This window comes from Desulfofarcimen acetoxidans DSM 771, from assembly GCF_000024205.1.
GTDB lineage: Bacteria > Bacillota > Desulfotomaculia > Desulfotomaculales > Desulfofarciminaceae > Desulfofarcimen > Desulfofarcimen acetoxidans.
Window position 1 is genome coordinate 1,038,838 of sequence record NC_013216.1, and the last position, 12,553, is coordinate 1,051,390.

The following is a 12,553-nucleotide window of genomic DNA, read 5'->3' on the forward strand; positions in this document are numbered from 1 at the left end:
CACAAGGCTGTGATTTGAGCAACTGTACTCTGTGGAGAGATTTTTAAAAAACTGAATACATAGACAAAGATGTTTACTGAGCAAAGACGCTCTGAGGATAAGTGATTTCTCCCCAGGGTGTTTTTATTTTTAAGGAGGAGAAAACATGGAAGTCAGTTCGCAATCACTTGCAGTAGGGCTTGATACTGTTTGGGTATTGCTCTGTGCAGCACTGGTTTTTCTCATGGAAGGCGGCTTTGCTTTTTTGGAAGCCGGTTTCATTCGGGCCAAAAACTCAGTAAATATTGTCATGAAGGTTTTTACAGATACGACTGTAGGCATGTTAGCTTATTGGTTAATTGGTTTTAGTGTTATGTTTGGACTGGATCACTCGGGGTTGTGGGGAAGTGGCGGCTATATGGTCAGCGGCAGCTTCTCGCACCTGGGATTAAGAATACCTATTTGCGCGTTCTGGTTATTCCAGGCAGCATTTGCCATGGCACTGGCCTCAATCGTTTCAGGTGCTGTGGCAGAGAGAATGAAGTTTTTTCCTTATATGGTCTATACTTTTTGTGCCGCGGCCTTTGTTTACCCCATAGCCGGTCACTGGGTCTGGAACTCCGGCGGCTGGTTGGCCCAAATGGGTATGAAGGATTTTGCCGGGTCAGCGGTTGTTCACGCTGTGGGAGGATGGAGTGCTTTAGCTGCAGTGATGGTTTTAGGACCCCGCCGCGGCAAATTTAATGAAGACGGCTCTGTAAATGTTATACCGGCACATAACCTGCATTTAGCGTTTTTAGGGGCTTTTATTCTCTGGTTTGGTTGGTTTGGTTTTAACCCAGGCAGTTCTTTGTCGGGCTTGGATGGGAATATTGCTTCGATTGCAATGACAACTAATCTGTCAGCTGCTGCCGGTGGATTTATGGGGATGGTCTTTACCCGGTTAAAATACGGCAAGGCAGATCCCAGTATGGCTATGAACGGCGCTCTTGCCGGATTGGTAGCTATTACAGGCGGTACAGCCTATGTTACACCGGGCAGCTCTGTTATTATCGGACTCATTGCAGGTATTTTGGTTGTTCTTGCGGTAGAGTTTTTTGATAAAGTGAAAGCCGATGACCCTGTCGGTGCCATAGCCGTACATGGTGTTAACGGTGTTTGGGGAGCCCTGGCTCTCGGTTTGTTTGCTAAAGATGGCGGTTTATTTTACGGTGGCGGTGTTAAGTTCTTATCAATACAGGCTCTGGGTGTTGTTTCTGTATCAGTGTGGGCTTTTGGGCTAACCTTTTTGATATTCAGTCTGCTTAAAGCTACTGTGGGTATCAGGGTAACCGCCGATGAAGAAATGGAAGGCTTGGATTTAAGTGAGCATGGCATACCCGCGTATTGCGGTCTGGTAGTAAGTCCCATAAATATTCAGGAAAGTACTGAAATAGGCGGGCAAAGTCTGCAAGCATCATTAATTAACACCCCTGGATTTTCACTTGCCAATACCAATGAATAATATGTTTTAATTTATATAATTTGTGGAATACAAAGTAGTATTCACCAGCGAGGGCGCTTGTTTAAGAGAGAATAGTCTCTTGAACAAAGCGCCTTTTTTTATACTCCAGGAAACTATGCTTATGATAAATGACGGGTAATGGACAGCTGTTTTTCGCACTTATTTATATTTTAATAGGAGCTGTCTTTACATAAAAAAATTAGGGGGTTGTTTCATATGTTGAAAAATTTATGGCGGTTAGTTTTGGTAACATTAAGCATGTTGCTGTTACCCGGTCTAGCCTGGGCAGAAGATGCTGTTCCACCTGCAATTAATGCGGGTGACACTGCTTTTGTACTTATGTCGGCAGCTCTTGTCCTATTGATGACTCCTGGTCTGGCTCTATTTTACGGTGGGATGGTGCGCGAGAAGAATGTTTTGAGTGTTATTATGCAAAGTTTCATTGTTATTGGGCTTGTTTCTGTTCAATGGGTATTGTTCGGTTACAGTGCGGCTTTTGGCCCGGACATCAAACATATTATAGGTTCTATGGATTGGGCCGGTCTGGCTAATGTAGGTCAGGATCCTAATACAGATTATGCCGGTACTGTTCCGCACCTGGCTTTCATGTCCTTTCAGTTAATGTTTGCTATTATTACCGCGGCTTTAATTACTGGCTCTTTTGCTGAAAGAATGCGTTTCCCGGCTTTTCTAATCTTTACTTTGCTCTGGACCTCACTGGTTTATGATCCTCTGGCCCACTGGGTATGGGGTGTTGACGGTTGGCTGAGAAATCTGGGTGCCTTAGACTTTGCCGGAGGTACTGTAGTCCATATTAGTTCAGGTGTTTCGGGATTGGTGGCAGCCATAGTGCTGGGCAGGCGTAAAGGGTATGGTACCGAGCCGATGATTCCGCATCATTTGCCGATGACAGTTCTTGGTGCTTCGCTTCTCTGGTTTGGCTGGTTTGGTTTTAATGCGGGCAGCGCAGTGTCAGCAAACGGTCTGGCTTGCAGTGCCTTTGTAGTGACTAACACGGCTGCAGCCGCCGCAGCTCTTTCATGGGTTGCAGTGGAATGGATGAGACATGGCAAGCCCACAGTGCTGGGTGCTGCCAGCGGATGTGTGGCCGGTTTGGTTGCCATCACTCCCGCTTCAGGATTTGTCAGTCCCCTGGCAGCAATTGTTATTGGTTTGGTGGCAGGCGTGCTTTGTTACCTGGCAGTAAGTGTATTGAAAACAAAGTTAGGTTATGATGATTCACTGGATGCTTTTGGTGTGCATGGTCTGGGCGGAACCTGGGGTGCTGTTGCAACCGGCTTATTTGCAAGCAAGGCAGTTAATTCTGCCGGAAATGACGGTCTTTTTTATGGTAATGCCGCACAATTGGTTACCCAGATTGAAACCGTTGCCGTAACATGGTTATTTGCCGGGCTTGCTACCTTCATAATTCTTAAAGTGGTTGGACTGTTCTGCAAATTGCGTGTTGATGCTGATGATGAAGAGGCAGGTTTGGATATTACCCAGCATGGTGAAGAAGCTTATGCTGCCAATGTTTCTTCGGGAACTTTATTCAGGGATACAATGGCTTAAGTATAATTGTCCGGTCAAATAAATATGGAATGTGGTTTTATTTGATAAACTAAATATACATTGAGGAGGAGTATGGCTTGATTAAAATTGAGTGTGTTTTTCGTCCGGGTAAATTGGAGGAGGTTAAGGAGGCTTTGGGCAAATACGGCATACATGGCATGACTGTAAGCCAGGTGATCGGCTGCGGTTTGCAGAAGGGAAGAACTGAGGTTTACAGAGGAACAGAATATAGCATTAATTTGGTGCCAAAAATCAAAATGGAAGTTGTGGTACCGGATTATCACGTAGACAGGGTTTTAGAAATAATAAGCAGTGTGGCCAAGACCGGTAAGATTGGTGACGGTAAAATATTTACCTATCCCGTCACTGATGCTGTTCGCATAAGAACCGGGGAAAAAGGAGAAGATGCTATTAAATAATCCCAGAGCTTGTTTTACAATGATGTAATCTTAAGGGCTGAGACGCCCTGCAGTTAGGGGTTGGTAAGAAACTCGACTGCGGGGCGTCTCTTTTATATTCGTTGGAGAATTTCCGCCGAGCATGAGTGTCTGCGGTTGTTTAGAAAGTTGCTTAAGCGACTTTCCAGAATAATTTTAAGGGGTGAGAGAAGTGTTTCCGGCATTTATTGGCGCCAGGATTTTAAAGACTGGATTGGCGGTAGCTATTGCTACTTTTATTAGCATTCAGCTTCGGGTGGAACCGGTTTTATTTGCGGCAGTTTCAGCAGTATTAAACATGCAGCCCTCTGTTTACATGTCGCTGAAGAATGCCAGGGAGCAGTTGTATATTCATCTATCGGGAGTTGCCGTAGCTTTGCTTTTGGGTTCTACTGCGGGCCAGAACCCCTTAACTCTTGGCTTGGCTACAATTATAGAAATATTTTTGTGTGTCAAGTTGAAGTTAAAGGGCAGCGTGGCTATGGGGGTGGTGACAGCAATCTTTATTTTAAATTCACCGGCTGACCAGTTTATGTCACATGCTTTGGGCCGCACTTCGGTTGTTTTAATCGGTCTTGCAGTGGCTCTTTCGGTTAATGCTTTGATTGTGCCGCCTAAATACAGAGATAAGTTTTTGGCTAAAATTGAAGAGTTAAATGAGTTGGTTATAGTTGTTTTCAATGAGGCAATGGACGGTTTTATACGACTGGATCAGGAAAAGTTTGTTAACTGGAAAGAGAAAAAAACTGTAATAAGCTCTCTGATTTTGGATTGCCAGGAACTACTGGAGCGCTGCCGGGAGCAGGCTGAGTATAAGAATATAATGTATGGCGGGGAAATGAAAAATGAGGCAGAGTTTTTTGAGCAATATTTAAAACTAAATATCGAACTTTATTATAAAACAAACAGTATTTACGAATTAATTCCCCAGCGTTTACAGAGAAGAGAACAAAAGGGCAACAGAGAGATAAGCAGTGAATTTTATTTAATCTTAGATAAGCTGGAGACCGGACGCAGATCGGTAGAGAGATTAAACAGAGAACTTCTGCAGGCAGTTTTTTCCCAAAGAGAAAAGATGCAGAATATAGTCGATGACGGGTTTTGGGATCAAATGAGTAAGACTGTGGCTGATTGGTATCTGAAATTTTCAGGAAGTTACTATTTATATGCTTTTATGGAGGTTTCAGTAGTTGCCCAGGAGCTTAGGTGGGCAGCCGTGGAAATGCAAAGGCTTTTACATTTGAGAAAAGAGATTGATATTGTGAATAGTCAGATGTGAGGATTGCTTTTAATAAAAAATACTCAGTATCAGGGTACGTGAAAAAGTTTAAAAAGTTGTTGACATGGAATGCCTTATTTGATAATATAATATTAATACAAAGTTGTATTAACAAGGGCAAAGGTTGCCTCACCACTACAGTGATTGTAGATGGGTGGGGTTTTTGTGTTTTAAATAAATATTGTGACACCAAAATGTGTTGCACGTAGCGAAGGCGCTTATTAAGAGTACTTTAAACTCTTGGCAAGCGCTTTTATTGTTTTAAATCTAAGCATTTTACGGATATAATGTCGGTATACGGTTTTCTTTATTGTAAGCTTGGAGGGTTTAATATAATTTGGAGGTGAATATTATATTAAGATAAATATTTACAATGAAGTAAAACCCGGGGCAACGGTGCCCTACGTTTAAGGTTTTTAAATAAATCTTAAACGTAGGGCACCTCATATTTTAAGATATGTGTTTCCCGGTCTTAAGTTAGTAACTGTTGAACTTAGTTGTAGTAATGATTGTTATTTGAGGGGGTGTGCATTTGGCAAAAGTTTGTATTGTTGATACTACTCTGCGCGATGGTGAGCAGTCACCGGGTGTTGCCTTCAGTGCCAAAGAAAAAATAAAAATTGCTCAGTATCTTGATTTACTTGGAGTAGAGCAAATTGAGTTAGGCATACCGGCGATGGGCGGTATTGAAGTTGATGCCATAAGTTCTATTGCAAGCTTGGATCTAAAGGCCAGGTTAACCACTTGGAACAGATTGCACTTGTCGGATATAAGAGCTTCCTTAAGCTGCAGAGTGAAAAATCTACACATTTGTGCTCCTGTATCAGATATCCAAATAGAATACAAGTTGAACAAAAGTCGATTGTGGGTGCTTGATTGTCTGAAAAGAGCAATTCGCTATGCTAAAGATTATGGCTGTTGGATATCTGTAGGAGCTGAAGATGCTTCCCGGGCCGATCCTGAGTTCTTGCTGGAATATGCGCTGCTGGCTCAGGAGATGGGTGCTGAAAGGTTGCGTTATGCAGATACTGTTGGAGTATTGGAGCCATTTTCAACTTATAGGGAACTTAGTTGGTTGAAGGATAAATTAAAGATAGAGTTGGAATTTCACGGGCATAATGATTTTGGTTTGGCCACGGCCAATACAGTTGCTGCTGTCAATGCAGGAGTAAGGTTTATTGATGTTACGGTTAACGGACTTGGTGAGCGAGCCGGTAATGCTAATATGGAAGAAGTGGTGGCAGCCATTAGGATGTCCTGCGGCATAGGTATGAATTGGGCTAATGATAAAATGAAAGCCTTGTCATCATATGTTGCCCGTGCCTCCAATCGAAAGATGCCAAAAACTTTTCATGATTTCAGAAAATCCGGTATTACGCTATATAAATATGTGTAATAATTAAAAAAGATTGACGATGTTGTTAAATGACAGTAAGCAAAGGCGCTTATCAGGGTATTTTTACCTGAGGTGCCTTTTTTTATTATATGTGAGGAGGTAGATATCTTGAGACAGATTGCTATTTACGGAAAAGGCGGTATTGGTAAATCCACCACTACTCAGAATACGGTAGCAGCGTTAGCTGATGCAGGCAAAAAAATAATGGTTGTAGGTTGTGATCCTAAGGCTGATTCCACCAGACTTCTGCTTAATGGTTTGAATCAAAAGACTGTTTTAGATACTTTGCGCGATGAAGGCGAGGATGTAATTTTAGAGGATGTTTTGAGAACGGGTTTTAAAGATGTTAAATGTGTTGAATCAGGCGGTCCTGAACCAGGTGTCGGTTGTGCCGGCCGGGGCATTATTACCTCCATTAATCTATTGGAATCTTTGGGAGCTTATACGGATGACCTGGATTATGTATTCTATGATGTTTTGGGTGATGTTGTTTGCGGCGGTTTTGCCATGCCAATTCGTGAAGGTAAAGCCAGGGAAATTTATATTGTGGCTTCCGGTGAGCTGATGGCCTTGTATGCTGCCAATAATATCTGCAAGGGTGTCCAAAAGTATGCAAAAACAGGTGGGGTAAGAATGGGCGGCATTATATGCAACAGCCGTAAGGTTGATAAGGAGTATGATTTGCTGAAGGCTTTTGCCGAAGAAATAGGAACTCAATTAATTCACTTCTTGCCCAGAGATAATGTAGTTCAGAGAGCAGAGATCAAAAAGAAAACAGTAATAGATTACGATCCGACGGTTGCACAGGCTGATGAGTACAGAAAACTGGCTAAAAATATTGATGAGAACACTATGTTTGTCATACCCAATCCTATGACCCAGGACAGACTGGAAGAACTGATGATGGAGCATGGATTCATGGAAGGTTTGGACTAAGGCTTTAAATTTTGTAAATTGTTAAGATCAGTCTTATATAAGATAAATAATAGGGAGGTATTCATTTATGCTAATGATCCGGGCTATAGTACGGCCGGAAAAATCTAATATTATATTGTCTGAATTAAATGGGGCCGGTTTTCCGGCTGTTACTAAAATGGATGTAGTAGGGCGCGGAAAACAGAGAGGTGTTAAAGTCGGGGAAGTTGTCTATGACGAGATACCCAAAGAAATGCTGATGCTGGTGGTCAGAGATGAGGATAAGGATGACGTAATCAGCATCATTGCTAAAAATGCCAAGACCGGTGAAAAGGGTGCCTTTGGTGACGGTAAAATTTTTGTCACCTATGTAGAGGAGGCCTATACTATAAGCAGCGGCACCAAAGGACTGTAGGAGGAGGAAATATGAAGGAAATAATTGCCATTATTCGCATGAATAAGGTTAATATCACCAAAAAAGCCCTGGCCGATGTGGGAGTCTGCGGACTTCATGCCATAAAGGTGATGGGGCGAGGCAAGCTGATGGTGGATTTTTCTATACTTGATCAACTGGGTGTAAGAGAAGAGATAGGCGGTATTTTGGCCGATGGTTTATCCGGCGGCACCAGGTTGATTCCCAAGCGTTTGTTGACTATCCTGGCGCGGGATGAGGACGTGAAGAAAATAGTTGATACCGTAATAAAGGTTAATCAGGAAGGTAACAAGGGAGACGGCAGAATTTTTATAGCTCCGGTAATAGATGCTTACCGAGTCAGAACCGCTGAGAAGGGAGAAGCAGCAGTATAACTTAAGGAAGGGAGGTAATATTTGTGGCAGTAAACGAAAAAGATTTGTTGATGGATAAGCAGATAGAAGAGATGTTGAACCAGTATCCGGCTAAAGTCAAGAGAAACCGGAAAAACCACATAGTGCTCAATGATACTTCCTTGGAGCACCAGCAGATTGAAGCCAACACACGTACGATTCCCGGCATCATAACCAATCGGGGCTGTGCTTATGCCGGTTGTAAAGGCGTTGTATTGGGGCCTCTGAAAGACATGGTGCATATAGTTCACGGCCCTATCGGCTGTTCATATTATGCCTGGATGACCAGGAGAAATAAGGCCAAGTCAGAGGATCCCAAGAAAAATTTTCTCAATTATTGTGTTTCAACTGATATGCAGGAAAGTGATATTGTTTTTGGCGGGGAGAAAAAACTGGCCAGAATGATTGACGAAGTAGTGGAGATATTCAAACCAAACGCTATTACAGTATCCGCTACTTGTCCGGTAGGCCTGATCGGAGACGATATACAGTCGATTGCCAAGGCAGCTGAGGATAAGTACGGCATACCTATTATGGCTTTTAACTGCGAGGGCTACAAGGGTGTGAGTCAGTCGGCCGGACACCATATCGCCAATAACGGTTTAATGGAGCATGTCATAGGCAGAGGTGATTTGGAAGAGGCCCCGGCCAAATATACCATAAATATGCTAGGTGAATATAACATAGGCGGAGACAGTTGGGAAATAGAAAGAGTTCTTACGGAGTTAGGCTATCATGTACAAACGGTAATGACGGGAAACGGTGCCTATGAGGATTTAAAAAACGCCCATATAGCTCAATTAAATTTGGTGCAGTGTCATCGTTCCATTAACTATATAGCAGATATGCTGGAAAAAAAATATGGTACTCCCTGGTTAAAGGTGAACTTTATAGGCATTCGCAGCACTATTGAATCACTGCGCAACATGGCTATGTATTTCGGTGACAAAGAGTTAATTGATAAAACCGAAGAAGTGATTGCCCGTGAATTGGCTGAAATTGAACCGGCCCTGGATAAGTACAGAAAATACACCAATGGAAAAACAGCCTTTTGTTTTGTCGGGGGTTCACGCGGCCACCACTACCAGATTCTCTATGAGGAACTGGGTATAAAGACACTCCTGGCAGGTTACGAGTTTGCGCATCGGGATGATTATGAAGGAAGAGTGGTTCTTCCTGATATCAAACCGGATGCTGACAGTAAAAACATTCCTGACCTGCATGTAGAGCCGGATGAAAGACGTTACCGGGTTAAGATTCCACAGGAAAGAATGGCTGAATTGCAGGAAAAAATGCCTTTGTGTAATTATAAAGGCATGAGGATGGATATGATTGACAACACTGTAATGGTGGATGACTTAAATCACTACGAAACAGAAGAATTTATCCGGATATTAAAACCAGATATCTTCTCCTCGGGTATTAAAGACAAGTACATTGTGCAGAAAATGGGTATTCCATCTAAGCAGCTGCATAATTATGACTACAGCGGCCCATATGCCGGATTTAAAGGAGCAGTAAACTTTGCCCGCGATATAACCATGGGAATTGTTTCGCCAACCTGGAAATATATTACCCCACCCTGGAAGAGCAGTCCTTTAATTGAAGGAACTATTGAGGAAGGGAGGTCATGCGGATGCTAGACAGTACACCAAAAGAAATAATTGAACGCAAAGGTGGGATGATCAATCCCGCTAAGACCTGCCAGCCGATTGGCGCCATGTATGCCGCTCTGGGAATTCACAAATGCTTGCCCCACAGCCATGGCTCGCAAGGCTGCTGCTCCTACCACAGAATGCATCTGACCAGGCATTTTCGGGATCCTGTAATGGCCTCGACTAGTTCATTTACAGAAGGAGCTTCGGTTTTTGGTGGAGTAGCTAACCTAAAAACAGCCATTAAAAATGTTTTTTCCATATACAACCCGGATGTTATGGCAGTTCATACCACCTGTTTGTCAGAAACTATCGGTGATGACATTCCTAAAATAATTAAGACCTCGGAAGTTCCGGAAGGTAAGCTGGTTATTCATACCAATACACCCAGCTATCAGGGATCACATATTACGGGTTTTTCCAATATGACCAAGAGTATGGTCAGTTACCTCTGCGAGGTGACAAAAGAAGTTAAGGAAGAGAGAGTAAATTTAATTCCGGGCTTTATCAATCCCTCGGATATGAGAGAAATTAAAAGACTAACAAAGCTGATGGGGATTGATTTTATCATGTTTCCCGATACTTCAGGGGTTCTGGATACTCCGATGACAGGCGAGTTTATCATGTACCCGGCCGGAGGAACGAAAATTGAGGACATTAGAGAAGCCGGCAACTCCAAAGTGACTCTGGCGCTGGGGAGTTATGCTTCCAGTGATGCTGCCAATACACTCGAGAGAAAATGCAAAGTACCTGCTTTTACAATGAAAACACCCATAGGAATCAAGGCTACTGACGAATTAATAATGATGCTGAGACAGAAATTTACTCAAGAGGTGCCTTATGAACTGGAAGAGGAAAGAGGACAGTTAGTTGATATTATGACAGATAACCACTTCCAGTTCCATGGTAAAAAAGTGGCTGTTTTTGGAGACCCGGATATTGTTGTAGCAATGACAGAGTTTCTCCTGGACTTGGGCATGTTGCCGGTGCATGTGTTGACCGGTACACCGGGCATGACCATCGGTGTATCTGTGGGTAACTTTGAAGCAGAAATAAAGGCTATGTTGGATGAGGCTGGGGTTAAGGGTAGAGTAAAAGCCGCCGGTGATTTGTTTGAACTGCACCAGTGGATTAAAAATGAACCGGTGGATTTGCTGATAGGCAACACTTACGGTAAATATATAGCCAGAGCCGAAGACCTGCCGTTTGTCCGGGTAGGTTTCCCGGTACTGGACAGAAGCGTTCATTCTTACTTTCCGATTGTAGGTTACAAAGGTGCCATGCGGTTGCTAGAGATGATTACTAATGCTTTGCTGGAAAGGCAGGACCGAGATGCTTCAGACGAGGACTTCGAACTTGTAATGTAGTATGATCGGATGCCAAATCGGTGATGGAGTTCGGACAGCCGGGCTTCATACCGATAAAAGGTTCTGAATTAAACTTTGAATAAATTAAGTAACAGAATAAACTCAGGGTGTTCTATGTTTATCCTGTTGCTCAAGCGTCAAACCGGATACTAAAACGGGATAAACATAGTGCGCCCGCTATATTAGCACTGATATGTCTTTTAAAGAAATATGCAAGGAATAAACTTATTGAGAAAGTTGGGGTGGATATGCAAGCAATAAAACTAACAGATGCTTTGATTGAGGAAAGAAAAAATTCTATTACAGTTAAGGGTTCTGTGGAAGCTAAACAAAAGCAGTCTTTAACCTGTGATGCAGAAAGCGTTGCCGGGTGTGTAAGCCAGCGTGCCTGTGTTTACTGCGGGGCCAGAGTTGTTTTGAACCCTGTTACGGATGCTATTCACCTGGTGCACGGTCCGATTGGCTGTTCTAGTTATACCTGGGATATCAGAGGCAGCCTGAGCAGTGCTGCTGATTTGTACCGCAACAGTTTTTGTACTGATTTAAAAGAGCATGATATCATTTTCGGTGGTGAGAAAAAGCTTGCTTTTGCTATTGACGAGTTAGTTCGGAAATATGACTCCAGGCTGGTTTTTGTATACTCTACCTGTGTGGTCGGTGTTATCGGTGATGATCTGGAGGCAGTCTGCAAGGCGGCGGCGGAAAAGCATAATATTGAGGTAATCCCGGTGCAGTCAAGTGGCTTTATTGGCAATAAATCAGCCGGTTACCGGGCTGCCTGTGATTCTCTGCTTCGACTGATAGAACCGAACTCCGGGGATGTTAAGGATATAGTGAAAATACCAGACAGTATTAATTATCTAGGAGATTTTAATCTGGCTGGTGAAGTCTGGATTATAAAAAGTTATTTGGAGCAAATTGGTGTTAAAGTTAACGTTGCTTTTACCGGTGATTCACACTGCGATGCCTTGAAAAAAGCCCCTGCAGCAGCTTTGAATATAGTGCAGTGTGCCGGTTCCATGCGCTACCTGGCACAAAAGATGGAAGAAATATATGATATTCCTTGCCTGAATATTTCATTTATAGGATTGCAGGACACAGCTGATTCTCTAAGGAAAATTGCCGACTGGTTCAGTAATGAAGCAATGCTCAAGAGAGCGGAAAAACTAATTGAGAAAAAGACAGCCGAGGTAAAACCTTTACTGAGAAATTACAGAAAAAAACTGGAGGGTAAAAAAGCCGCTATTTTTGTTGGCGGTGGTTTTAAAGCAGTTTCTCTGATTAAGCAATTTAAAGAAATTGGTATAGATGTGGTGATGGTCGGTACACAGACCGGCAGCCAGGAGGAATATGAGACTATTAATGATTTAGCAGATGAGGGGACGGTTATACTGGATGATGCCAACCCTTCGGAACTGGAGAAGTTTATGACGGAGAAAGGTGCCGACCTCCTGGTTGGTGGTGTTAAAGAAAGGCCTTTGGCTTATAAATTAGGTATGGCCTTTATAGATCATAATCATGATCGCAAGCATCCATTAAGCGGTTTTGTAGGGGCGGTTAATTTTGCTAAAGAAGTCTACTCAACTGTTTGTTCACCGGTTTGGAAATATGCCAAGGACTGAGG

The 12,553-nt window shown here is 43.0% G+C and carries 11 protein-coding genes; all 11 read left to right on the forward strand.

Features of this window, described 5'->3' with window-relative positions; translation table 11 throughout:
• Positions 1-145: 145 nt before the first annotated feature.
• The 11 genes from DTOX_RS04880 to nifE all read left to right on the forward strand — a co-directional run bounded on the left by DTOX_RS04880 (position 146) and on the right by nifE (position 12,551).
• On the forward strand, positions 146-1,483 hold the full coding sequence (locus DTOX_RS04880; protein WP_015756619.1) for an ammonium transporter: 1,338 nt from the start codon (positions 146-148) through the stop codon (positions 1,481-1,483).
• Positions 1,484-1,699: 216 nt separating this feature from the next.
• A complete protein-coding gene (locus tag DTOX_RS04885; RefSeq protein ID WP_015756620.1) occupies positions 1,700-3,055 on the forward strand; it encodes an ammonium transporter in 1,356 nt (451 codons plus the stop codon).
• 77 nt (positions 3,056-3,132) lie between these two features.
• Positions 3,133-3,474, forward strand: a complete 342-nt coding sequence (locus DTOX_RS04890; RefSeq protein WP_015756621.1) for a P-II family nitrogen regulator — start codon at positions 3,133-3,135, stop codon at positions 3,472-3,474.
• Between the two features lie 190 nt (positions 3,475-3,664).
• Complete coding sequence (locus tag DTOX_RS04895) at positions 3,665-4,771, forward strand: aromatic acid exporter family protein (RefSeq protein ID WP_015756622.1); 1,107 nt, start codon at positions 3,665-3,667, stop codon at positions 4,769-4,771.
• 526 nt (positions 4,772-5,297) lie between these two features.
• The gene (locus DTOX_RS04900) at positions 5,298-6,167 is read left to right on the forward strand and encodes a beta/alpha barrel domain-containing protein (RefSeq protein ID WP_422698392.1); all 870 of its coding nucleotides are present in this window, start codon (positions 5,298-5,300) and stop codon (positions 6,165-6,167) included.
• A 108-nt stretch (positions 6,168-6,275) separates the two neighbouring features.
• Entirely contained in the window at positions 6,276-7,103 is an 828-nt protein-coding gene (gene nifH / locus DTOX_RS04905; protein WP_015756624.1) for a nitrogenase iron protein, read from the forward strand.
• 67 nt (positions 7,104-7,170) lie between these two features.
• Positions 7,171-7,497, forward strand: a complete 327-nt coding sequence (locus DTOX_RS04910) for a P-II family nitrogen regulator (protein ID WP_015756625.1) — start codon at positions 7,171-7,173, stop codon at positions 7,495-7,497.
• An 11-nt stretch (positions 7,498-7,508) separates the two neighbouring features.
• On the forward strand, positions 7,509-7,889 hold the full coding sequence (locus DTOX_RS04915; RefSeq protein WP_015756626.1) for a P-II family nitrogen regulator: 381 nt from the start codon (positions 7,509-7,511) through the stop codon (positions 7,887-7,889).
• A gap of 23 nt (positions 7,890-7,912) precedes the next feature.
• A complete protein-coding gene (gene nifD / locus DTOX_RS04920; RefSeq protein ID WP_015756627.1) occupies positions 7,913-9,550 on the forward strand; it encodes a nitrogenase molybdenum-iron protein alpha chain in 1,638 nt (545 codons plus the stop codon).
• Positions 9,544-10,929: a nitrogenase molybdenum-iron protein subunit beta gene (gene nifK / locus DTOX_RS04925; RefSeq protein WP_015756628.1), complete on the forward strand. Its 1,386-nt coding sequence runs from the start codon at positions 9,544-9,546 to the stop codon at positions 10,927-10,929. The genes nifD and nifK overlap by 7 nt, the downstream gene beginning before the upstream one ends.
• A 248-nt stretch (positions 10,930-11,177) precedes the next feature.
• On the forward strand, positions 11,178-12,551 hold the full coding sequence (nifE, locus tag DTOX_RS04930; protein WP_042316727.1) for a nitrogenase iron-molybdenum cofactor biosynthesis protein NifE: 1,374 nt from the start codon (positions 11,178-11,180) through the stop codon (positions 12,549-12,551).
• Positions 12,552-12,553: the final 2 nt, after the last annotated feature.